General features: G+C 60.7%; 23 protein-coding genes and 2 pseudogenes. 8 read left to right on the top strand and 17 right to left on the bottom strand.

Going from position 1 to position 23590, the window contains the following annotated elements:
* Positions 1-169 precede the first annotated feature (169 nt).
* The 5 genes from infA to trxB form a co-directional block, all read right to left on the bottom strand.
* Positions 170-388: a translation initiation factor IF-1 gene (gene infA / locus ACVOLQ_RS07685; protein ID WP_005409596.1), complete on the bottom strand. Its 219-nt coding sequence runs from the start codon at positions 386-388 to the stop codon at positions 170-172.
* Positions 389-486: 98 nt separating this feature from the next.
* Complete coding sequence (gene aat, locus ACVOLQ_RS07680) at positions 487-1221, bottom strand: leucyl/phenylalanyl-tRNA--protein transferase (RefSeq protein ID WP_481527594.1); 735 nt, start codon at positions 1219-1221, stop codon at positions 487-489.
* Entirely contained in the window at positions 1218-2360 is a 1143-nt protein-coding gene (locus ACVOLQ_RS07675) for a GNAT family N-acetyltransferase (protein WP_481527593.1), read from the bottom strand. The genes aat and ACVOLQ_RS07675 overlap by 4 nt, the downstream gene beginning before the upstream one ends.
* Positions 2357-3238, bottom strand: a complete 882-nt coding sequence (locus ACVOLQ_RS07670; protein ID WP_481527592.1) for a metallophosphoesterase — start codon at positions 3236-3238, stop codon at positions 2357-2359. The genes ACVOLQ_RS07675 and ACVOLQ_RS07670 overlap by 4 nt, the downstream gene beginning before the upstream one ends.
* A 35-nt stretch (positions 3239-3273) precedes the next feature.
* On the bottom strand, positions 3274-4242 hold the full coding sequence (trxB, locus tag ACVOLQ_RS07665) for a thioredoxin-disulfide reductase (RefSeq protein WP_481527591.1): 969 nt from the start codon (positions 4240-4242) through the stop codon (positions 3274-3276).
* Positions 4243-4531: 289 nt separating this feature from the next.
* Between trxB and ACVOLQ_RS07660 the strand changes: the two genes are divergently transcribed.
* From ACVOLQ_RS07660 to ACVOLQ_RS07630, 7 genes are all read left to right on the top strand, one after another.
* Positions 4532-6901: a DNA translocase FtsK gene (locus ACVOLQ_RS07660; RefSeq protein WP_481527590.1), complete on the top strand. Its 2370-nt coding sequence runs from the start codon at positions 4532-4534 to the stop codon at positions 6899-6901.
* Between the two features lie 93 nt (positions 6902-6994).
* Entirely contained in the window at positions 6995-7633 is a 639-nt protein-coding gene (lolA, locus tag ACVOLQ_RS07655) for an outer membrane lipoprotein periplasmic chaperone LolA (protein ID WP_481527589.1), read from the top strand.
* A gap of 125 nt (positions 7634-7758) precedes the next feature.
* Complete coding sequence (locus tag ACVOLQ_RS07650; protein WP_481527599.1) at positions 7759-9054, top strand: replication-associated recombination protein A; 1296 nt, start codon at positions 7759-7761, stop codon at positions 9052-9054.
* A gap of 36 nt (positions 9055-9090) precedes the next feature.
* Positions 9091-9477: a fluoride efflux transporter CrcB gene (crcB, locus tag ACVOLQ_RS07645; RefSeq protein WP_481527588.1), complete on the top strand. Its 387-nt coding sequence runs from the start codon at positions 9091-9093 to the stop codon at positions 9475-9477.
* 89 nt (positions 9478-9566) lie between these two features.
* Positions 9567-10613 carry a glucokinase gene (locus ACVOLQ_RS07640; protein ID WP_481527587.1) on the top strand — a complete coding sequence of 349 codons (1047 nt, stop codon included), beginning with the start codon at positions 9567-9569 and terminating at the stop codon, positions 10611-10613.
* A gap of 23 nt (positions 10614-10636) precedes the next feature.
* Positions 10637-11644, top strand: coding sequence for a glycosylasparaginase (locus ACVOLQ_RS07635; protein ID WP_481527586.1), 1008 nt, complete (start codon positions 10637-10639; stop codon positions 11642-11644).
* Positions 11641-12378 carry a copper homeostasis protein CutC gene (locus ACVOLQ_RS07630; protein ID WP_481527585.1) on the top strand — a complete coding sequence of 246 codons (738 nt, stop codon included), beginning with the start codon at positions 11641-11643 and terminating at the stop codon, positions 12376-12378. The genes ACVOLQ_RS07635 and ACVOLQ_RS07630 overlap by 4 nt, the downstream gene beginning before the upstream one ends.
* 886 nt (positions 12379-13264) lie before the next feature.
* On the opposite strand, the gene ACVOLQ_RS07625 is transcribed toward ACVOLQ_RS07630, so the two are convergent.
* From ACVOLQ_RS07625 to ACVOLQ_RS07570, 12 genes and pseudogenes are all read right to left on the bottom strand, one after another.
* The gene (locus tag ACVOLQ_RS07625; RefSeq protein ID WP_481527584.1) at positions 13265-13540 is read right to left on the bottom strand and encodes a hypothetical protein; all 276 of its coding nucleotides are present in this window, start codon (positions 13538-13540) and stop codon (positions 13265-13267) included.
* 10 nt (positions 13541-13550) lie between these two features.
* Positions 13551-13835, bottom strand: a complete 285-nt coding sequence (locus tag ACVOLQ_RS07620) for a hypothetical protein (RefSeq protein ID WP_481527583.1) — start codon at positions 13833-13835, stop codon at positions 13551-13553.
* 34 nt (positions 13836-13869) lie between these two features.
* A pseudogene (locus tag ACVOLQ_RS07615) lies at positions 13870-13989 on the bottom strand (IS5/IS1182 family transposase); the annotation flags it as partial.
* A gap of 151 nt (positions 13990-14140) precedes the next feature.
* Complete coding sequence (locus ACVOLQ_RS07610) at positions 14141-14716, bottom strand: hypothetical protein (RefSeq protein WP_481527582.1); 576 nt, start codon at positions 14714-14716, stop codon at positions 14141-14143.
* A gap of 282 nt (positions 14717-14998) precedes the next feature.
* Positions 14999-15666: pseudogene (locus tag ACVOLQ_RS07605) on the bottom strand (IS5 family transposase).
* 85 nt (positions 15667-15751) lie between these two features.
* Positions 15752-15922: a hypothetical protein gene (locus tag ACVOLQ_RS07600; protein ID WP_481527581.1), complete on the bottom strand. Its 171-nt coding sequence runs from the start codon at positions 15920-15922 to the stop codon at positions 15752-15754.
* Positions 15923-16429: 507 nt separating this feature from the next.
* Positions 16430-16873 (bottom strand): hypothetical protein, encoded by a 444-nt coding sequence (locus ACVOLQ_RS07595; protein WP_481527580.1) that lies wholly within the window; start codon positions 16871-16873, stop codon positions 16430-16432.
* Between the two features lie 430 nt (positions 16874-17303).
* On the bottom strand, positions 17304-18047 hold the full coding sequence (locus ACVOLQ_RS07590) for a hypothetical protein (protein WP_481527579.1): 744 nt from the start codon (positions 18045-18047) through the stop codon (positions 17304-17306).
* 89 nt (positions 18048-18136) lie between these two features.
* Entirely contained in the window at positions 18137-18745 is a 609-nt protein-coding gene (locus tag ACVOLQ_RS07585; protein ID WP_481527578.1) for a hypothetical protein, read from the bottom strand.
* 259 nt (positions 18746-19004) lie between these two features.
* Positions 19005-19397, bottom strand: a complete 393-nt coding sequence (locus tag ACVOLQ_RS07580; RefSeq protein ID WP_481527577.1) for a diacylglycerol kinase — start codon at positions 19395-19397, stop codon at positions 19005-19007.
* A 259-nt stretch (positions 19398-19656) separates the two neighbouring features.
* The gene (locus tag ACVOLQ_RS07575; RefSeq protein ID WP_481527576.1) at positions 19657-20898 is read right to left on the bottom strand and encodes a sensor histidine kinase; all 1242 of its coding nucleotides are present in this window, start codon (positions 20896-20898) and stop codon (positions 19657-19659) included.
* Between the two features lie 17 nt (positions 20899-20915).
* A complete protein-coding gene (locus tag ACVOLQ_RS07570) occupies positions 20916-21608 on the bottom strand; it encodes a response regulator transcription factor (protein ID WP_481527575.1) in 693 nt (230 codons plus the stop codon).
* A 74-nt stretch (positions 21609-21682) separates the two neighbouring features.
* Here ACVOLQ_RS07570 and ACVOLQ_RS07565 point away from each other — a divergent pair, with 74 nt between their 5' ends.
* On the top strand, positions 21683-23326 hold the full coding sequence (locus tag ACVOLQ_RS07565; protein WP_481527574.1) for a phosphoethanolamine transferase: 1644 nt from the start codon (positions 21683-21685) through the stop codon (positions 23324-23326).
* The last annotated feature ends 264 nt before the right edge of the window (positions 23327-23590 follow it).

Below are 23590 nucleotides of genomic sequence, written 5' to 3'. Positions count from 1 at the left end.
ATGCTCGGCAGAGGCTTTCCCGGTAACGCCTCTGCCGAGCATGGCTCGGCACTACTGGGGCATTTCCGGTAACGCTTCTGCCGAGCATGGCTCGGCATTACATGGAATCCTGGCCACGCGAAAAAGCCAGCGCGAAGGCTGGCTTTCGGCTAACGCTCGACTTACCGCATTACTTCATGCGGTAGGTGATACGGCCCTTGGTCAGGTCGTACGGCGTCATCTCAACCTTGACACGGTCGCCGGTCAGGATGCGGATGTAGTTCTTGCGCATGCGACCGGAAATGTGGGCAATGATTTCATGCCCATTTTCCAGGCGAACACGGAAAGTGGTGTTCGGCAACGTCTCGCTGACGGTGCCTTCGAACTCGATGGAGTCGTCTTTCGACATGTAGTCCTGTGCGGTTCTGCGGACGGCCATTGGGCCTAAGGGCGGGCATTTTACGCTTTCGCGGGCCAGGATGCAAAGTTTGCGTTAAACCTCGGTATTCAGGCCAATGCCGCTGCAGCCAACTCGCCAAACCGACGCGTCCAGGCCCCCGCGTCCCCCGGTCGTTGCACCAGCTCGCGGACGCTTTCGAGGAACGCCGGACGGGGTAGATGCTCGGCGCCCATCCGCAGCAGGTGCGGGTTCTCCACCTGTGCATCCATCAACGGCCAGCCCCATTGGGCCAACGTCCCAGCCAGGGCCGCCAGCGCCACCTTGGAACCGCCGCTACGGCCACTGAACATGCTTTCGCCGAAGAACATCTGGCCGATGGCGACGCCATAGATGCCACCTACCAACGCCTCCTCGTCAAATACTTCCACCGAATGCGCGTAGCCGAGGTGATGCAGGGTGACATAGGCCTGGTGCATGGCGGGGGTGATCCAGGTGCCATCCTGGCCGGGACGCGGCGCTGAGGCGCAGGCCTGCATCACCTCCGAGAACGCGGTATCGGCGCGGAGGGTCCACTTGCTGTTGCGCAGTCCGCGGCGGAAGCGCGAGGACAGGTGGACCTTGTCGGTACGGAACACCATGCGCGGGTCAGGTGACCACCACAGCAGTGGCTGGCCCTCGGAGAACCATGGAAAGATGCCGCCGGCATAGGCATTGAGCAGGCGCACCGGGCTGAGATCGCCGCCGACGGCAAGCAGGCCATCGGGCTCCTGCAAGGCCAGCTCGGCGGGCGGGAATGGTGCATCGCTGGCGCTGTCCAGCAGGAACGGGCCCTTGTTGCTCATTGCGATGGATCGTCCAGCTTGAAGGGTGAATGGCGCAGCAGGTCTGCGCCATAGGTCGCGACATCCTCGCGCTCGCGGGCGCACCAGTCACGTGCGGCCTCGCGGAACTGCGGATGGGCCAGCCAATGGTGGCTGCGCACCTGTGTTGGAAGAAAGCCACGCGCCAGTTTGTGCTCGCCCTGGGCGCCGGGCTCGAAGCGCTGCAGGCCTTCGCGCAGGCAGTAGTCGATGCCTTGGTAATAACAGGTCTCGAAGTGCAGGCCGGGCAGGGCGGCGCCGCCCCAGTAGCGTCCGTACAGCGTATCCGCGCCACGCAGGCACAGCGCACCAGCAATCGGCTCGCCATCCTGGATCGCCAGGAACAACACCAGCTGGCGCGGCATCTGCTCAGCCATATGGCGCAGAAAAGCCAGGGTCAGCGCCGGCGCGTTGCCGTACTCGGCAAAGGTCTGGAGGTAGAAACCGTGCATGGCGCGCAATTCGTCCGCGCTGGCCTCATCGCCGTGGCGCACGACGAAGCGGATGCCGGCGCGGGCGACCTTGGCGCGCTCCTGGCGGATGTTCTTGCGCCGCTTGTGATCCATCGCGCCGATGAAGTCATCGAAGCTCTTCCAGCCCGGCTGGCGCTGCCACTGGAACTGCACGTCATCGCGCTGCAGCCACTGCGCGTCGAACAATGGGTTCTCATCGGCCAGATGGAAGTTGATATGCGCAGACGACAAGTCATTGTCCTGCACATGGCCAACGATGGCCTCGATCAATGCCTGCCGATCAGCCTCGCTGCGGGCCAGCAGGCGCGGCCCGGTGACCGGTGAATAGGGCACGCCGCACAGCCATTTCGGGAAGTACGCCAGGCCATGGCGTGCATACGCGTTGGCCCAGGCATGATCGAACACGAACTCGCCATGCGAGTTCTGCTTCAGGTAGCCGGGGGCGGCAGCAACAAGTTCGTCGTCGCGCCACAGGCTCAGGTGCTGGGCCTGCCAGCCCCATTCCGGGCGCAGGCAGCCATGCTGCTCCAGCCCGCTGAGGAAGGCGTGGCTGACGAAGGGGTTGCTGCCGTCATGCAGGCCATCCCACTGCACGGCGCGCAACGCTGCCAGGCTGTGCAGGATGCGTGGTTGCAAACGCAGGTTCATGGTTCCAACGTCAATACGTCGATGACGGGTGGGTTGAACAGGCGCAATGGCAGGCCGATCTCTCCGGTACCGCTGGTGGTGAAAACCCGTATCGGACCGCAGGCACCCCGCATGACCTGCTCACCGCGATCGAAGCCATAAGCGCTCGGAATGACCTTGCGGTACAGCCAGGGGATGCGGATCTGTCCGCCATGCGTATGTCCAGCGAGAACAACGGCCACATTGCCGGTGCAGACTTGCATGGCGCTGTCGGGGTTGTGGGCAAGAATGATCGTGGGTCCGAGCAATGCCCCGCCCCCGAGCAGGAAGCGCGCGTCATCCCGGCCTGCCCAGCGGTCGCCGAGGCCGGCCCAGTTCACGCCATTGGTATCCCGGAGCAGGCGTCCTTCGATGACGTTCATGCCATGCGCGGCGAGTGCGGCACGCAAGGGTTTGTCGATGTCCGGGCCGGGCTGTTGCTGGTCGTGGTTGCCGAGCACCACAAACGCAGGCGCGCGCAGGTCCGCCAGCGGCGCGAACAGCTCCTGCAGCGATTGGCCTTGCGGCTCGTAGGTCAGGTCGCCGGCGATCGCCACCGCGTGGACATCCTGATCGTTGATGCGCGCCACCAATCGCTCCAGGAAGCGCCGATCCTTGTAGACGTCCAGGTGGATGTCACTGACCAGGGCGATGCGGGCAGCGGTACCGGTACCTTCCAGCGTGGTGTGCCTGATCACGATCATCTGCGGCTCGATGAAGCGTGCCCAGACGAACACGCTGCAGCCAAGCAGCAGCACCGCAAGCACCGGCCGGTGGCGCGGATTGCGCCAACGCCACAGCAGCCAGGCGATGACAGGAAAGACCAGCCAGCTGCCATGGAACAGCAGCTGCTTGATCATCAGCTTGTCCATGGCAGGCGGGCGGAGCGGGGCGCTCAGGCGCCCTTTTCGTCCAGGAAGCGCTCGGCGTCCAGTGCGGCCATGCAGCCGAAGCCGGCCGAGGTGATGGCCTGGCGGTAGTGCTGGTCGGCAACGTCGCCGGCGGCGAACACGCCTTCGACCGAGGTCATGGTGGCGTTGCCGCCCAGGCCGGAGCGGATCTCCAGGTAGCCGTTGTTCATTGCCAGCTGACCGGTGAACAGCTCGGTGTTGGGCTGGTGGCCGATGGCGACGAAGAAGCCGTGGGCTTCGATATCACGGGTGCTGCCGTCCAGGGTGGACTTCACGCGCACACCGGTGACACCAGCGTCATTGCCCAGCACTTCGTCGACCTGGTGGTGCCACACGGTTTCGATCTTGCCGGCGGCGACCTTGGCGAACAGCTTGTCCTGCATGATCTTTTCCGCCTTCAAGGTGTCGCGGCGGTGGACCAGGTAGACCTTGCGGGCGATATTGGACAGGTACAGCGCCTCTTCAACGGCGGTGTTGCCGCCGCCGACCACGACCACATCCTGGTCCCGGTAGAAGAAGCCGTCGCAGGTGGCGCAGGCGGAAACCCCGCGGCCCTTGAAGGCTTCCTCGGACGGGATGCCCAGGTACTTGGCGGTGGCGCCGGTGGCGATGATCAGCGCATCGGCGGTGTACTGGGCGCTGTCACCGGTCAGGGTGAACGGGCGCTTGGACAGGTCAGCGGTATGGATGTGGTCGAACACCACTTCGGTTTCGAAGCGCTCGGCATGCGCCTGCATGCGCGCCATCAGGTCCGGACCCATCAGGCCGTGGGCATCACCCGGCCAGTTGTCGACCTCGGTGGTGGTCATCAGCTGGCCGCCCTGCTGCAGGCCGGTGACGACCAACGGCTTCAGGTTTGCGCGCGCGCCGTAGACGGCAGAGGTCCAGCCGGCAGGGCCAGAGCCGAGGATCAACAGGCGGGTGTGCTTGGTCGGGAGGCTGGAAGTGCTCATGTATACTCGCGAAAGTCAGGGTTGGTGGCCCGAACGCGGCAGTCTGCAACTGTCCGGGCAAGCCAATAGAGTGGCGGTCGGACCCCGGTGAATCAAGGCACGTGAATGGAACTGCGCGGCCCGTTGGATACAACTCCGCTGTTTCCTTCATTGCTGCCGCCGCTGTCTGGCGGCTTTTTGACGTTTTCTGTCTGTCAGCCGTACCGCAATGCGCTGCAAGCGGGTGAAACCCGACGATCTGTCGTTTAATATCAATCACTAACCGTGCATTTTTAAGGTCTGGTCAAAGGTGGCGAAACAGGTCCCGGAACGCGACAAAAGCCCCAAGGCTGCCGCTGATGCGCGCAAGTCGGCGGCTGCAGCAGTAGACAATCCGCGTCGTCAAAAGCTCTGGCGTGATCTGGCGCTGATCGCGATCGCGCCCGCGCTGCTGTACCTGCTGGCCAGTCTGTTCACGTATTCGCCAACGGATCCGGGCTGGTCACAGTCGGGTTCGGTGGTCGCGCCCGTACACAACATGGGCGGCAAGGTCGGCGCGTGGATTGCCGATGTGCTGCGCCAGCTGTTTGGCTATGTGGCCTACCTGATCCCGGTGATGCTGGCTGCGGTGGCGTGGATCGCCATGTTCGGCCTGAAGAAGACCGACGAGCGCGGCCAGGATGATCTGGGCCCGGCGCTGCGTCTGGTCGGCATCGTCGGTTTCCTGATTGGTGCCACCGGTTTCCTGTACCTGCGCCTGCCGCCGGGTGATGTCGCCCGTGCCGGTGGTGGCTTGGGCGTATTGGTAGGCAAATCACTGCAGACCGGCTTTGGCCCGGTGGGCAGCAATCTGTTCCTGCTGGTGCTGTTGTTGACCTCGATCACCCTGGCCACCGGTTTGTCGTGGTTTGCGGTGATGGAGAAAATCGGCAAGTGGGTGTTGGCCCTGGGGCCGATGCTCAACAAGAAGAAAGAACAGGCCAATGAGTGGCAGCAGACCCGCGTGCTGCGTGAGGAACGCGAGGAAGTGCGCAAGGTCGATGCCGAGGTCCGCGCCAAGCGCGAGCCGGTGAAAATCGAACCGCGCCCCACGCCGATCATAGAGAAGAGCGACCGCGCCAAGCGCGAGACGCAGATCCCGATGTTCCAGGGCGTCAATGGCGATGGCTCGGACATCCCGCCGCTGGCCCTGCTCGACGACCCGAAGCCGCAGGCCAAGGGCTACGACGAACAGACGCTGGAGACCCTGTCGCGGCAGATCGAGTTCAAGCTCAAGGATTTCCGCATCGATGCGCAGGTCGTCGGCGCCTATCCGGGTCCGGTGATCACCCGTTTCGAGATCGAACCGGCGCCGGGCATCAAGGTCAGCCAGATCAGTTCGCTGGACAAGGACATTGCCCGCGGCCTGTCGGTCAAGTCGGTGCGTGTGGTTGATGTGATTCCGGGCAAGTCGGTGATTGGCCTGGAAATCCCCAACGTCACCCGCGAGATGATCTTCCTGTCCGAGCTGCTGCGCTCCAAGGAATACGACAAGTCGGCCAGCGTGCTGACCCTGGCGTTGGGCAAGGACATCGCCGGCCGCCCCAGCGTGGCCGATCTGGCGCGCATGCCGCACCTGCTGGTGGCCGGTACCACCGGCTCGGGCAAGTCCGTTGCGGTCAACGCGATGGTGCTGAGCCTGCTGTACAAGGCCAGCCCGAAAGACCTGCGCATGCTGATGATCGACCCGAAGATGCTGGAGCTCAGCGTCTACCAGGGCATCCCGCACCTGCTGGCGCCGGTGGTCACCGACATGAAGGAGGCCGGCAACGGCCTGCGTTGGTGCGTGGCCGAAATGGAGCGCCGCTACAAACTGATGAGCGCGGTCGGCGTGCGTAACCTGGCCGGCTTCAACAAGAAGGTGAAGGACGCCATCGACGCTGGCCAGCCGATGATGGACCCGCTGTTCAAGCCCAACCCGGAGATGGGCGAGGCGCCGCGTCCGCTGGAACCGCTGCCCTTCATCGTCATCTTCATCGACGAATTTGCCGACATGATGATGATTGTCGGCAAGAAGGTCGAAGAGCTGATCGCGCGCCTGGCACAGAAGGCACGAGCGGCCGGCATCCACCTGATCCTGGCCACCCAGCGTCCGTCGGTGGACGTGATCACCGGCCTGATCAAGGCCAATATCCCAACCCGTATCGCCTTCCAGGTCAGCTCCAAGATCGACTCGCGCACCATCCTGGACCAGTCCGGTGCCGAGGCCCTGCTGGGCAACGGCGACATGCTGTACCTGCCGCCGGGCACGGCCATGCCGGACCGTGTGCACGGCGCCTTCGTCTCCGACGAAGAAGTGCATCGCGTGGTCGAGCACCTCAAGGCCAGCGGCCCCACCGATTACATCGAGGGCGTGCTGGACGAAGTGCAGACCATGGGCGATGGCGTGGTGGTGGGGGCCAATGGCCTGCCGGAAGCCAGCGGCGGTGGCGGGGATGAATCCGACCCGCTGTACGACGAAGCGCTGCGTATCGTCACCGAAACCCGCCGCGCCTCGATTTCCGGCGTGCAGCGGCGCCTGAAGATCGGCTACAACCGCGCCGCGCGTCTGATCGAAGCGATGGAAGCGGCAGGCGTGGTGACCGCGCCCGAGCACAACGGCGACCGCACCGTGCTGGCTCCGCCGCCGCCCAAGCACTGAACGAAAGGGCGGCATTCAGCGATTGATTGCCGCCCATTCAGTTTGCAAGAGGCAGACTCTGCCTCACCAACGACACAACTATCCAAAGCCGCCATGACTGCATTCCTGCGCCACTCCGTTCTTGCTGTTGCCCTGGCTTGTGCCGGCCTTGCTGCGGATGCGCATGCCGGCGCCCGCGATGACCTGAAGTCCTTCACCAGCGGCCTGCGCGGCCTTGATGGCCAGTTCGCGCAGCAGGTGGTGGATCAGCGTGGCCGGGTCAAGGAATCCTCCAGCGGCCGTGTGGCGCTGTCGGCTCCGCGCCAGTTCCGCTGGGAATACACCCGACCGCATCCGCAGCTGATCATCGCCGACGGCAGCAAGCTGTGGGTTTACGAGCCGGATCTGGAGCAGGCCCGGGTCAGCCCGCAGGGCACCGAGGAGCAGAACAACCCGCTCACCGCCCTGATCAACCCGGCGCTGCTGGAACAGCAGTACGACATCAGCGAAGAAGCCGCGCCGCGTGACGGCATGCAGTGGCTGTCGCTCACGCCCAAGCGCGATACCCAGGCCAGCTTCGATGTCGCCGCACTGGGCTTCGCCGGTGGCGCGCTGTCGCGGATGGAGCTGACCGACGCGGTGGGCCAGCGCACCATCATCAGCTTCAGCGGCTGGAAGAAGAACCCCAGCTTCGCTGCGGGCACCTTCCGCTTCGTGCCGGGCAAGGACGTCGACGTCGTCGGCGATCGCTGAACCCAAGCCCAGCTCTTGAGACCGGGGCAGGGCGGCCACGCTGCTAGAATGCGGGCGTGGCCAGATCCCGAAATATCTTTCTTGATGAAGCTCCCGCCGACCTGCTGACAGCGGACCGGGACAATATGCGTCCGCTCGCCGAACGCATGCGTCCGCGTGCACTGGACGAGATGGTCGGCCAGAAGCGTTTGCTGGCACCCAGCACAGCGCTGCGTCGCGCGGTCGAATCCGGGCGCGTGCATTCGATGATCCTGTGGGGCCCGCCGGGCTGTGGCAAGACCACGTTGGCCTTGCTGCTGGCCCAGTATGCCGATGCCGAATTCCGTGCCATCTCGGCCGTGCTGTCCGGCTTGCCCGACGTGCGCCAGGTGCTGGCCGAAGCCGCGCAGCGTTTCGCCGAAGGGCGACGCACGGTGCTGTTCGTCGACGAAGTGCACCGCTTCAACAAGGCCCAGCAGGATGCCTTCCTGCCGCATATCGAGCGCGGCACGATCATTTTTGTCGGCGCGACCACCGAAAATCCTTCGTTTGAGTTGAACTCGGCACTCTTGTCGCGCTGCCGCGTGCACGTACTTGAGTCGGTCTCGCCCGAAGACGTGGTGGAAGCGCTGCAGCGGGCCTTGGACGACACCGAGCGCGGGCTGGGCGAGCAGGAAATCACGGTCTCGGCCGAGTCGCTGCTGGAGATAGCCCGCGCCGCCGACGGCGACGTGCGCCGGGCCCTGACCCTGCTGGAAATCGCCGCGGAACTGGCAGCAGGCGAGGGCGGTGAAATCACCCCGGAAACCCTGCTGCAGGTATTGGCCGACCGCACCCGCCGCTTCGACAAGAATGGCGAGCAGTTCTATGACCAGATCTCGGCGCTGCACAAATCGGTGCGCAGCTCCAACCCGGACGGCGCCATCTACTGGCTGGCGCGCATGCTTGATGGCGGCTGCGATCCGTCCTACCTGCTGCGTCGGTTGACCATCATGGCGGTGGAAGACGTCGGCCTGGCCGATCCGCGGGCGCTGGAAATGGCGATCAATGTCTGGAACGCCTACGACCGCATCGGCGCACCGGAAGGCGATATCGCCCTGTCCAACCTGGTCGTGTACCTGGCCAGCACCGCCAAATCCAACGCGGCCTACATGTCCTTGCATGCGGCCCGCGCCGACATCGCCAAGTACGGCACCCAGCCGGTGCCGATGCACCTGCGCAACGCACCCACGCGCCTGATGAAGACCCTGGGCTACGGCCAGGGCTACCAGTACGACCATGACGTCGAAGGCGGTATCGCGCTGGACCAGACGGCGTTCCCGGATGACATGGGCGAACAGGTCTATTACAAGCCGGTCGAGCGCGGCCTGGAGATCAAGTTGAAAGACAAGCTTGATCGCCTGCGCACCGCCCGCGAGCAGGCCCGCGCACAGCGCAAATGACCGCCATCCGCCACCCAATGCCTGGAGCTTGAACCCATGTGGCTTTCTTTCCTGGCCATCGGCGTTGGCGCAGCGCTCGGTGCCTGGCTGCGGTACGGACTGAGCCTCTGGCTCAACCCCGTGCACAACACGGTGCCGCTGGGGACCTTGACCGCCAACCTGCTGGGCGGCTACGTGATCGGGCTTGCACTGGCTTTCTTCGCCACCCGGCCCGAGCTCTCACCGCAATGGCGGCTGTTCGTGGTCACGGGGCTGTTGGGAGGGCTGACCACGTTCTCCACATTCTCCGCTGAAGTGGTCTACCTGCTGCAACGCCAACAAGTGGGCTGGGGCCTGCTGACCATTGGCCTGCATCTGATCGGTTCGCTGTCGATGACCGCCCTGGGCTGGTGGACCTGGCGCGCTTTGCGGCACCTGACTTGAGGTCGCTTTCAATGCCGCAGTCGATACCGCATCATGCGCCCACCACAAATTGAGCGTTTTCTGGACATGCAGCAAAAGCGGGCACACGAATGAGCAGACCGGCGTCGGATGACGCGGCCCGCAGCGAAGCAATCCAGGATTCTGAACCGGGCAGCGCCATCATCGGTGCGGATGTCGGCGGCACCTATGCGCGCCTGGGTTGGACCCGCCTGGATGGCAACGGCGAATTGAGCGTCCGCGGCTTTCGCAAGTACACCTGCGCCGAGCATCCCAGCCTTGCCGCGATCCTGCGCGACTACGCCGACTGGCTGGCCCGCGAGACCGATGCGCCCCCCATCGCGCACGCGGTCGTCGCCATCGCCGGCGTCCTCGATGGTGACGGCAATACACTGCTGAATACCAATCTGGCCTGGCCGGTATCGCTGGCGGCAACCCGCCGCGAGTCGGGCATGCAAACGCTGGAGCTGATCAACGACTTTGTCGCCGTTGCCCAAGCAATGGCACATGCCGAGGCCGATTCGCTGCACCTGATCTGCGGTGATCCCGAGCAGGTAGCACCTGGCCCAGCCGTGGTGCTCGGCCCAGGAACCGGTTTGGGCGTGGCGGTATACCTGCCGGGTGGAAAGCCTTCGGTGCTGCCCAGCGAAGCAGGGCACGCCGCCTTGGCTGGTTCCAGCGCACTGGAGCAGGACGTGTTGCGCCTGCTGTCGCAGCGATACACCCATATCGACAACGAACGGATCCTGTCTGGTCCGGGCTTGATCACGCTTTACACCTGTTTGTGCGAGTTGCGCGGCAGCGTCCCGCAATGGCAATCGCCAGCCGAACTGGTTGCTGCCGCACGCAGCGGCAGCGATGCATTGGCGACAGAAAGCGTCGACGTATTCTGCGCATGGCTGGGCAGCCTGGCTGGCGATCTGGCGCTGACCTTCGGTGCACGCGCCGTCTATTTGACCGGTGGTATCACTGGTCATATCAGTGATTTCCTGCACGCAGGCGGCTTCCAGCAACGTTTCCTTGCCAAGGACCGCTTGTCACAGGCGTTGCGGCACGTACCGGTCTGGCGCGTTGAACACGGCGAGCTCGGCGTGCTCGGTGCCCTTGCCTGGCACGTGGACAAACTCGCCGCACGCTGAGCACAACCCAGGAGGTTCCCGCCATGAGTACCCGCAGACAGTTCCTGCAATCGTCCGCACTTATCGGTGCATTGGGCAGCGCTGCGCCCGACCTGCTGGCGTCGCCGGCAGCTGCCAACGGCGCTCGCGTGGTTTCGACCTGGGACTTCGGCGTTGGCGCCAACCAGGCTGCATGGAAGATCCTGGCCGCTGGCGGCAATGCGCTGGATGCGGTGGAAGCCGGCGCCCGCTGGGCGGAAAGCGAACTCTGCAACCCCACTGTCGGTCGCTGCGGCAATCCTGATCGCGATGGCGTACTGAGCCTGGACGCCAGCATCATGGCAGGCGATGGCCGCTGCGGCTCGGTGGCGGCCTTGGCCGATATCCTGCACCCGATCACCGTGGCCCGCGCGGTGATGGAGAAGACCCCGCACGTCATGCTGGTGGGGGAGGGCGCCCAGCAGTTTGCCGTGCAGCAAGGACATGAACGCCGCAACCTGCTGACGCCGGAAGCAGAGCAAGCCTGGCGCGAGTGGTTGAAGACCGAGCACTACGCACCGCAGATCAACGCCGAGCGTCGCGGCATTCCCGGCGACAAGGACAACCACGACACGCTGGGGATGATCGCCATCGACGCCAAGGGCGAGATGTCCGGTGCCTGCACCACCAGTGGCATGGCCTTCAAGATGCATGGCCGCGTTGGCGACAGCCCGATCATCGGCGCCGGCCTGTACGTCGACAACGAAGTAGGGGCCGCCACGGCATCCGGCATGGGTGAGGAAATGATCCGCAATGCGGCGTCCTTCCTGGTGGTCGAATTGATGCGGCAAGGCCGTACGCCGGCGGAAGCCTGCCGTGAAGCCATCCAGCGTGTAGTGCGTAAACGCCCCGAAGCCAGCCGTACCTTGCAGGTCTGTTTCCTGGCAATGAACCGCCGTGGCGAAGTTGGCGCGTATGCGCTGCATCGTGGCTTCGTCTACGCCGTGTGCGACAGCAGCAAGCAGGATGCGTTGCTCGAATCGGCTTCGGTGTACACGAGCACCCAGGCATGAGTTCGCCATATCTGCTGGAAATCGCCTGCAATTCGGCAATGTCGGCCGTAGCAGCTCAGCAAGGTGGGGCCAACCGCATTGAGCTGTTCGAAAACCTGGAGCAGGGCGGCACGACACCGTCCTTCGGTAGCATTGCAGTAGCGCGTGACCGTCTGCACATCCCGTTATACGTATTGATACGACCGCGTCCGGGTGACTTTCATTACGGATCGATGGAAACGGAGATCATGCTGCGGGACATTGCCCATTGTCGGCAGTTGGGCTGCGACGGGGTGGTCATAGGGGCACTGGATGCAGACGGCGAGATAGATGTAGCGCTGTGTCGCGAACTCGTTCGTGTTGCCGGGCCGCTGGACATCACCTTTCATCGCGCATTCGACGCTGCACGCGATCTACCTGCAGCGTTGGAACAGATAGTTGAGCTTGGCATCAAACGCGTCCTCAGTTCCGGTGGCCATGCCGATGCCGCCGAAGGTAGCGCAACGCTTGCCAAGCTGGTCAAACAAGCCGGATCACGCCTGCAGTTGATGGCCGGGGCTGGGTTGAACCCCCAAAACATTGCAGAGGTTGCGCAGCAATCGGGCTGCCTGCAGCTACATGCATCGGCCAAGAGCAGACAGCGATCAGGGATGGCTTATCAAAACCCAGCACTCAAGGGTTTGGAAAACGACTGGATCCAGACTCAGGCCGACCTGGTCGCTGCCCTGCGGCAGGCCCTGGATGCGATCAGCTGAAGCTGCGTGTGCTGGCACCTGATCAATTAAAGTGACGAAACACTTTAATTGTGCGTATCGATGGACGACTGTCCGCGGAGCCGCACTTGGCCGGAGCAGTATCCATTCAATCTCTTGTTAATGTGACTCGTCACTTTAAATATGAGGTCAGGCATCTTTTGTCCACAGCCGACCTTTGCGGATGGAGGCTGTGACCTTCATGCGACCGTGGCGGCTGTCAACCAAGTGGAACGCACGGTACTGAATTGGAACTCTTCAACGCGCCTGCAGGCTACTGCTCACAGCGTTGCTTCAGCTGCCAGCCGGCATTTAATCGTGACGAGTCACTAAATAAGCCTTGGATCCGCAATAGCTTCAACAAGGACGGCTCACGCCCACAGACCGCAAGGCCATGGCTTCAAATCTGGCGCGTTCTCGGGTACTGGGCAGGCCAGATTTCAAGGATTTAAACAGGGCTACATGCATCGACACGGCCGGGGATAAACGAGCCGCGCCAGTGGCGAAAGATGTCGTCCTTCAGAGCATGTGCCTCACAGAGGATCGGCAAAGTACTGCAAACCAAACCTTGGGAATGGCGACAGGAGCTGTTCTGATGCGGACTTCGCAGGAAACGAATGCATACGGCTGCAGATCCAGCGCGAAGTCAGGGCGCTCGTTGCGAAAAAAAGGCGCCGGGCCACAGGGAGCCTTCGGATCCTTCATGGAACTCTTTTGAACATAATATACATTATGCGAAATAGCCTATCGGCGGATCCGCTGGGTCTGGCTCTGGATCACCTCTTGCCTTGTCAGTTTTTTTAGTTCGTGTCCTTTTGCGTAGAATCGCGCCCCTCATTGATTTCATTGGGTAATTTCCACTGCTCATGGACACCATCCTAAGTAACCGCTAGCTCTTTGGTTTCTTCTGTCTAGAGATTGCGGGCTTCAATTTCCTCCGAAGAGCTGCTTCGATTGCTGCGGGCATTTTGGCTAGCTGTTCTTCCAAGACATCAGATCTCGCACGTTGCTTGTCTGCTTCCTGAGATGCCTCAGCAGTTGCCTTCTGCGCAGCCTTCAAGGCTGCGGTCAGCGATTTCTCCGTGGCTACGTAGTGCTTTTCAGAAGACGCCAGCTTGGCTTTCAGGTCCTTGGCACCTTGGCGAATCTGGTCGATTTCCCGCAACGCACGATCTTCAACAGATCTGGCGTGGTTCTATGAGACTTTCGCGCTCAGATCTGGCCAATTCCTGTAGCTCATGTAGACGGGCATCAAGACCTTGTCTGGCGACATCCATTTGCTCAAGCTGTTGCTCTGCCTTAGACCGCTGTTGAACTGATGCTGCCAGCTGGGACTGCAGCTGATCCACGAGTTGACGAAGTTCTACCACCAGGCTCAGCGCGATGCGTTCTGCTTGGCTCGAGGCCGCCACGGTGGCGTGAAGTTCAGTGGCCTCATCCGCGAAGTTCTGCTGTTGCATGCGTAGCTCGTCATACTCGGCCGAAAGCACCTGTCTCGATCAACGCCAACAGTGCTTTCCGCGGCACAACCTGCTCCATCTCTGAGAGGAATATCTCGCGCCGTGTGCGCTTGCGTCGGCCCTGTTGCTCGGCGTCGCCAAAGGTCAGTTGCATGGATGGATCAGGCTCCAGAATCGTGGACTGTAGTCTGACAGCCTGCGGTGGAGCTGTTCAGACCTTCCCTAGCTCCCAGCGGTATCAAAGCATCCTCAGCAAGTTGCAGGCCAACCTCCTCCAAGCGGGAGTGAGTCTACAACAGCTGCTATTAACCTATTGGCGGACTAGCACCACCAATATGGCTGCCATCGCTTAAGCGAACTTCGAACGGCACGAGCGCCGACGAAGCTGCATCCCATCCCTTTCCAATCAGGAAGCCGGCCCGCACCTCCACTTCAGTTAAACCGTCCCATGACAAGTGGGCCGTCTTCCAACAGTACCCTTGCTCGTTAATCGCAAACGCCCGAGTGTAGTCAAATAGAACCAAAGTATTCGACTCTGCATCAAATCGCCCCCCAAGAATCGGGCGAAATGGGATCTCTTCCCATTTCATCGGATCACTCAGAGAGACGACATACCCCGACCCCTTTGCTACGACGATCAGCCTCTCGCCATCGGGATGAATACAACAGAGGTCTATGGCACTACGGGCCTCTTTTCCCTGCAGGAAATACCCAATCCATTCTCCACCTGATGGAGGAGTAACTTTTACCGCAACCCCCGGACCCCAAGCATCCGGCAGCGCCCCAGGGTAGAAATAGCTAACAAGGTCGCAATCTCCATCCCCCGGGATGACCTCCACAAGGAATGACGTCGGTTTTCCATAGTTCAAAAATTCAGTCATCGTGATGGCCTGAAGAAACGATGCGTAATCACCTCTGTTCGACCAGAAGCAGATGGGCGGACCCCGATTTCGTAAGTACCCTCGATCGTGCGCGCTGGAGTGTATCCGATAACTTGCCTTGCCGGATTACTAGAAGGATTGCTAAGGAAGGTCTGAACAATCGACTCGGCCACACTGATTTCCCGTGCTCAAGTCGGCACCACATGCTACAAGTCGGAAAGGTAGTAACTTCCCGGTTTATCTTTGCCCTGCCGGACGGCTTTCCCCGTCCTGCATATACAACTACCCCATCTTCGGCAGCAGTTGCCGCCGCACCATCCACAAATTTGACAGCGCAAACAGCGTAAGCATCTGCACCGTGTTCTTGGCCAGGCCGCGATAGCGCACCTTGGTGTAACCAAACTGGCGCTTCACCACCCGGAACGGGTGCTCGACTTTGGCACGCACACTTGCCTTGAAGTGCTCCCAGCGTCGTGCATGCTTCAAGCCGCGTTTGTTCTTGATCAAGCGCAGCTTGGAAGGCTTCTCGGCGATCAAGAACGCTGCGTTGATGTCCTGCAGTTCCGCACGATTCTCTGCGCCGGTGTAACCACTGTCGCCGTAAATCTCTTCTTCGCGGCCGTGCAATGCGCGTGGTGGACAAGCCCGGAGTGTTCGTCAACACCGATATGCGCCTTCATCCCGAAGTACCACTGATTGCCTTTCTTGGTCTGATGCATGTCCGGATCACGCTTGCCGTCGTGGTTCTTGGTTGACGTTGGCGCGTTGATGATCGTTGCATCGACAATGGTCCCTGCCCGCAGGCTCACACCTTTGCGCGGCAAGTGCGCGTTGATCTGCTTGAACATTGCCGCCGCCAACTGGTGCTTCTCCAAAAGACGGCGAAAGTTGAGGATGGTCGTCTCGTCCGGAATCTCTTCCAGCCCGCCCAACTGCGTGAATTGACGCATCTTTGGCGTATCGCACAGCGCTTCTTCCATCGCTGGATCGCTCAGTGCATACCACTGCTACAGCAAGTGGATACGCAGCATGGTTTCAAGCCGATACGGCTGCCGACCCGGGCCGCTCGACTTCGGGTAATGCGGCTCCGATCAACGCCAACAGCGCTTTCCATGGCACAGCCTGCTCCATCTCGGACAGGAAGATCTCGCGCCGTGTGCGCTTGCGTCGGCCTTGTTGCTCGGCGTCGCCAAAGGTCAGTTGCATGGGTCGATCAGACTCTCAAATCGTGGATTGCAGTCTGACAGCTTCGGGGGAGTTGTTCAGAGATTCCCTAAGAATGCCTGGATCAAGCTTACGGGCAGGCGACAGCGATGCTGGAGATCCGTGCGAGAAAAATTTGGCTTCCCTGCGAAAAGCGGATCTGGCATCGACCAAATCGAACGCAGCTGGCCGGACCTGCGAAACGAACCGCGTTTATTCTGCGACGCATCACGGAAATTGTTGAGGTAAGCGCCGCGTAACTGCCAATAGTCCGAGCGGGGTTTCCTGGAAACACGTCGCCGCGCTGACTAGGCCCACGACCGATGACCTCCTGACCACTAGCCATGGCTGGGCGACGCGACTGGACGCCACCAGAGCTACCCGTGGCTGAAGTTGCTCCCCTGCCCCATATGGCACGCCCTGCGCACGATTGCCGCCATGAGGTACCTTGAACGGGTTGTACAGCTCACCCTTCCAGGCAATCTCCCGGCAAACGTCATCGCGCGGCACTCATATCTGCATTATCTTGGAAACTAGATTCACCAGCACGCCCTCCCCCATGCGCTTGGCCGTGCGAACAACGGGGTGCGCGGGCTCTCGCAGCTGCGGAAAATATGCATGGCAGCCGGTCTTGACGTGGAAATGCCCGGCCATGAACCATAGCTCAGAGGCGATTGCCTCCTCGCTAGCGCCGACGCCGTGCAGGCGGACATAACGCTCTAGCGCTAGCGCGGCGATCTGGTCGCCGTCGACGAGCGTTTCGCGCTGTGCATCGCCCTGCCAGTGGACGCGGACGGTGCCGCGCTGCTCGTCCCACTCAGATTCATCGACGGGCAGGATCAGGGTGCCGTCGTGCAGAGAACGAGCACACCAGACTTCATCCCGATCCTCAGAGGTGTAAAGCGGCATGAGATTGGCAAGGAATCCCACGATGGCTGTGCTCTTTTCGATCATTTGTTCCTAGTCTCCAAGCGGTTTCGGCAGGTCCATTAGCGAGACGTTGTAGAACCACGTCCCAAACACATGCGGCGCAGGAACGTATCCAGGTTGACGTCGGCATCGTTTCTTCTTGTGTTCGGCTGGCACCTTATCCTTGCTAGGCGCCAGCACGCAATCCAGCAGCCATAGCACGGTGAATAGCAGAATGACCTATCCGGATCGAACACGCCCAGCCACCCAAGGCATAACAGAACGCCTACGTCGAACGCTACAATCGTGCATGGCTATCTATGGCTCGCCCGGACATTGTTCGCGTCCAATCCAAGCAAAAGCAGCCAGCAACACGAATACGAAAGAACCAGCTTTCGCCGGTTCTTCTACAGCACTTTTATTTCAATGATGCAGGAGTCGAGTTTCGAACCCTAAGGAAAGTGTGGGGATGCAGTCATTCCCGATGTTTCGTCAATCTTGATTGGCAGATCTCCATAAGGCGGTCACCTTCGTTGGATTTCAATTCGATTCGATCACCACCCATCATGGGGGCAACAATGTCGCGAACTTCCCTGGCGGCACGTGACGACTCCGCGATCGCCTCGTCTTTGGCCAACAACTGTGTACCAGGAAGATTCGCAGCATTGATACTTCCCAACGTAGCAAGCTGTGCGCACAGCCCGGTCATATAGGCGGCAGATTCGGATTCTGCAAGTTCGTCGCCTGACAATGCGCCTGCGAGGTGAAACGTCTCGTGCGCGACAAGATCAACGATGTTCGCCAGTGTTCTTTGTTCTTCAATGAACTCAGGCGCCACAAGGCTGAGCCTTGGCGTTGATATGCGCCACGAACTTCGGGTGGAACGGAATCCAATTCCATGCGGGACGAGGTGCAACTCGATTGAAACAGGCCTGTCCGGATACCTCAACGAGACATATGACAAGGCATCCGTTACCACCCGGCAATAGGATTGAGGGGGTATTCGCAAAGGCGCATGGGCGATCAGCGTGATGTCTTTGCCATGATGATCCATGCACCTGTACTTCGATCCTTCCGTACTGCGTCCTTCGCGCCCTGGCAGATACATATGGGTTTTGACATGGACGATCCCCATGCTGCGCGAAATATCTATGTAGTTAACGCCCTCACCCGAAACCCCCGAGGGGAATTCGGGCGTTGTCCGGCAACTGGTTGCCATTCCAACAATGATTGCGTAGCAGCAGAGTTTTCGCATATCGGTATTCTGTTGGGCGTGGTGAGGTAAGCCTCACCACGGATTTCCCAGGATCAATCACGACACAAGCGTGGTGAGTTTGGCTTGCGTTGGCATTCGGGTCCGCCATCAAAATTTACGGAGTATGTGGTCTGTACAGCACCTTCGTACTTGGCTTGACCTGCGATCACCTGGGGACCCGTTCCATAGTTGGAGCGGAAGGGAACGACTTCATAGGAAACCTTGTCGGCTGTGCCGGCATTCGCGTAAGCCCAATCATTGATTGCGTCCGCGTTCTGCGCTCGAAGAACAGTGCCTACTTTAACCCAAGGGAAAGATTGCGCGGCTTGAACCTGACCGGTACTGGTGTCCGTCAAGGTCACAATGAAGGTGCCCGAAGCCGGATACGGAATAGACGAGCCGATAGTGTCGAGTTCAAAAGCCCCGGCATCTGGTAGTGCCCCGAGCGTTTGTGCTGCAAATATGGCAAAGGATCTAAAGGACTTCTTGCCACCGCCAGGGTCACGTTCCCAAATGGCCTCGGCGCCAGTTTTACACTCCCCCCTTGTGCATTCGCCATATGCCCTGACCTTGGTTAGCTTCAGTGAGCAACCAGATGTACTCAGCATCAACGCTGTCAGGAGAAGCGGAATCCCGACGTTCTTTCTGTAGTTGAAACTCATGGAAACCTCCCGTTGCTTCAATAGTCAATATTGCGGGGTATCGATTCAGTACCATGGTTACTACTAGTTGCGGCACCTGAATGAAGCTCTTCGTGTGAGAACAGCCTCTTCAAGCGGGAACAGTATTAGCTTGTGCAGCGAAGCAAGTTGTAGGCGGTTCCATGATTGTTGCGTAAGGATTTTCTTACATTGCGTCCTGCCTAGGCGCTTCAGCAAACCCCAACAAATGTTCCAGACGGCACCCTTGGTTCGATGCTCCTCAACCAAACAGAACCAAGCCCCAAACCGCGGCTACCATCAGCAAGGCAATCGTCTGCGCTGCGCTGCCCATATCCTTTGCGCGTTTTGAGAGTGGGTGAATCTCCAGCGAAATACGGTCGACGACAGCTTCTATGGCAGAGTTCAGGAGCTCCACCAGCAGGCTAATGAGGCACACCGCCAGCAGGATCGCCCGCTCGATGGCATTGACGTCCAGTACGCATGCAACGAGAACCAATGCTCCATGCAGGACCAGAAGCTGGCGGAATGCCGCCTCACTCCTGAAGGCAGCGACAAACCCATCCCGCGAATAGATAGCTGTGTAAATGATTCGCCTTATTCCGGATCTTCCGTGATCGAACTTGCCCTCTTTCGCAGATCCCGAGGATTCCACCAGATCTTCTCCTTTCCACTGACGAGGACACAGTGTGCGGAGCTCAATGTCAGGACTTTGTCAGACCTTCAAGCCAAGTGCAGGGATGTCCAAGGGCGTTGCGGGAGGCGAGTTTGCGTTCTTTCCGAGTGGCCGCTATGAACCGGTCGGAGAACGTCAGCTACAGGACCTGTCGCTATTGAGTCGGCTTCATTGGATGGCATTGCTTTGAGTGGTACGGAAGCCGAACTGAACACGTTCCGCACAATGCCTTTCCTGCTCACGTCGTGCCCCCCATCATATCCAGCGTAAAGCAACAGCCTGCGTCCGAGCTGTCCACTGTCATCTGCCAGCCAAGGTGCTCGACGATGCGCTGGACGATCGATAAGCCGAGGCCTTCCCCGCTCTGCTGCGTGCCCGGGTCGAAGCGCTGAAACTGACGCGGATCGATGCTTGGGGGAAGACCTGGTCCCGTGTCGGAAATGGTGAGGCGCGTCCTATCCAGGACAATGCGCACCTCGCCTAGGTCCGTGTACTGGCAGGCGTTGCGCATCAGGTTCCAGACTACGCTGCGGGCAAGCTCCTCGTTGGTATGCAGCCTGGTTTCCGTCACCACATCGAACACCAGCCCTACCGGCTTGTTCCCCAGCCAAGGCTGGCAACGCGCCGTGCACTCCTCTATCAACGCAGACAGCGAGACCTCGGTGCGGGCAAGCCCCTGCGGATCGCGTGAGAGCAGCAGCAGGCAGGTCAGCTGGCGCTGCATCTCCTGGGTGGTACGCAGTATCCGCTGGCTACTCGCGATCAGGTGGCTGTGCGGAGGGAGCTGGTGCTCAATCGTCTCCGCGGCACCGGCAATGATCGCCAACGGTGTGCGGAGCTCATGACTCGCATCACCGACAAAGCATCGCTCGCGCTGGAGGAATTGCTCGGCTTCATCGCTGTGCTGTGCGAACGCACGGGCGAGTACCCCGATCTCGTCGCGCGCGTCCTGGAACGGAAACGGCATTTGCTTGCTTTGAACCGCCTCTGCCAGCCGGGTGATCGGGGAGATTACCCGCGCGGCAGTTACCCGGCCGATCCAGAACCCACAGAAGATGCAGAAAAGTATGACAACTGCTGCATACCCATCGATCACGTGCTCAAGATACGCATACATCTGCGCATCCTGCAGCAGGTAGTAGCGCTCACCGTCCAGATCGAATACGAGCAGATGCCAGACATCGGCTTCCTCGACGCTGTGGTAACCCGGACCAAACCGACGCAACCCAGCCGGGGCCGACGTGGAGTCATACAAGCGGCTGCCTTCGCGCAAGCTCGGGCGGCTCCCCCTGGCCAGGCTGTTCTCCAACTGGTGCGCCTCGTCTCGCAGTCCTTTGGAAATCACGTACGCCCGCAGATCGTCGTAGTCCAACTGCTCGGCTGCGATCACCACGCCCATTACCCCCACCATCAGCAGTACGAACGTGATGGTGATGCGCGTTTTCAGCGTCATCCTGCGGACAAAGGAGCCCATGATCATCCTCACCCCACCCGCCTTTACTGTGCGACTTCCGCTGGGGCTTGCAGACGCCAACCTACCCCATGCACGGTCTCGATAAGCGCGCTCGAGAATGACTTGTCGATGCACTGGCGAAGTTCATGGATATGCGTGCGCAGCGCACCACTGTCGGGCGGATCGTCACCCCAGAGCAGGTACTCCATCTCCTGCTTCCTGACGACAGCCGGTGCTGCCCGTATCAGGCACAGCAACAGCTTGTGCATGCTCGGCGTCAAGGTAACGACGCGCCCCTCCCGCATCGCCGTAGGCACCCGGCTGTCGACCTGCAGGTCAGCCCAGGTCAGGGAACCCTGCACCTGCCTGCCCTGTGCACGCCGCACCAGGGTCTTGATGCGTGCATCAAGCTCCTTGAGCGAGAAGGGCTTGATCAGATAGTCATCAGCGCCCACCTCCAGCCCCTGTATCCGGTCGTCCACCGGGTCCCGGGCCGTGAGCATCAGGACCGGCACGGGGTCCTGGAATTCCTGGCGTAGCCTGCGGCACAACGCCATGCCGTCCAGCCGCGGCAGCATGAGGTCCAGCAGGATGGCGTCATAGTCATTCTGCGTCGCCATTTTCAAGCCAGTTGCGCCATCGCGTGCATCGTCCAGCACGTACCCAAGGGGCTCGAAGAAGGCGTACAGATTCGCCACCAGCTCCGGATTGTCCTCGATGACAAGCAACCGCGTCATGGCGGTATCGGCTGACAACTTCCTGACAACGGCTCTCTGAGACTGCGCGGACTTTCTATTCATTGGAACCGTGCGTGCTTCATCGTCTGACACCCCTGCGCTTACATCCCGTCCAACTTGGTTGGATAGCCGCACTCTTCTTCGCCAGTATCGGCAACCCTGCCCTTTGGAAAACGCTCGCAGCCACGATTGAAATCCATGACCCGCGTAGCTTTTTCTTCTTCCTGAGCGTTCCGGTCTTTCTTTTCTTCGCCTTCAACCTTCTATTGGCGCCGATACTGATCCTTCCCTACCTGCGCAAGCCGTTGCTGGCGCTGCTGATCATCATCAGCGCCAGCTGCAGCTACTTCATGCTGCACTATAACGTACTGATCGACCGCAGCATGGTTCAGAACTTCTTCGAGACGAACCAGGCAGAACTGGCATCCTACTTTTCGATGTCGCTGCTACTGACAATCATCGGGCTGGGCATACTGCCGGCGGCAATGATCGGCCTGTGCAGGACCAGGGACGCCAGCGTGCCGCGGACAGCGCTTTGGTGGAGCGGGAACATCGTCCTTTCCGCGATCGTGCTTGCCACCATTTCGCTGGGATTCTACAAGGACTATGCGTCCCTGTTCCGCAACAATCGCCATATCCGGGACCTGGTGCTTCCGTTGAATGTTGTGCGCCATGCGCATGGCTACCTGACCAGCCACCACGATGCAAAGCGGCAGCCGCTGCAACGCGTAGGCGAAGATGCGATCCGTGCCCCGCGTTCGGCCACCGCCCGGCCAAAGCTGGTCATTTTCGTGGTCGGCGAGACCGCGCGGGCAAAGAACTTCCAGCTCAATGGCTATTCACGCCCGACCAATCCCTCGCTGTCGCGGTATCCGGACATCATCAGTTTCAGGAATGTCGCGTCTTGCGGGACCGCCACGGCCATCTCCGTTCCCTGCATGTTCTCGCGCATGGCGCGTGCGGACTACGACGGCGCACGTGCCTCATCCGAGGAGAACCTGCTCGATATCCTGCAGCGCACAGGCATCCAGATCCTGTGGCGCAACAACAACAACGGTAGCTGCAAGGGCGTATGTGAGCGCATCGTCACCGAGGACATGCCGCGCATGAAGATTGCCGGCGATTGTCCGAACAAGGATGGAACCTGCCATGACAGCGTGCTGCTCCATGGCCTCCGGACACGGATCGACGCCATGCAGGGAGACGCCCTGGTGGTGCTGCATCAGCTCGGCAGCCACGGGCCCACCTACTTCGAACGCTATCCGGAGCACAACCGGGTATTCACCCCGACTTGCGACAGCAACCAGATCCACAGGTGCAGCAAGGAAGAGCTTGTGAACACCTACGACAATACGCTGCTGCAGACGGACGAGATGCTCGGCCGGACCTTGGCGCTTCTACAGCACTATTCCGGTGAACGCGACGTGGCGCTGGTCTACGTCTCCGACCATGGGGAGTCATTGGGCGAGCGAGGCATGTACCTGCATGGCACGCCGTATGCGATTGCACCGCGTGAGCAGACCCATGTACCGATGATCATGTGGTTCTCGCCGCAATTCCTGCAGAACGCAGCGCTGGACCATGCCTGCGTACGTGGGAACGCCTGGCGCAACGCATACAGCCATGACAACGTCTACCACTCGATGCTGGGACTGTTCGACGTCCGGAGCCGGGTCTACCAGCCGGCACTGGATGCATTTGCCCCCTGCAGAACCTGAGTGGGCCCTCCGGCGACATACCTGCGATGAGTCTGTGGATCGGGCACCATGTTGCATGCAATTATCGCAGGCGCTGCCTGTGTGAGCGGGTCCACACCCGCTTCGCCTGATGACATGCACCTGCCCCTGTAAGGAACTGGAAGTAAGCACGGGGGGGGCAGAACCAGCCCTTCCCTAGCCCAGACAAACACCCTGATCCACGCTTTCACAACCTCTGCAATCTCTCGAAAGCACAACGTGAGCAAAAGTGCTGGGGAGATCGAT

This window comes from Stenotrophomonas sp. STEN031 (assembly GCF_056759975.1).
Note: the sequence above shows the minus strand (reverse complement) of the source record. Positions and strands in the feature narration are given on the sequence as shown.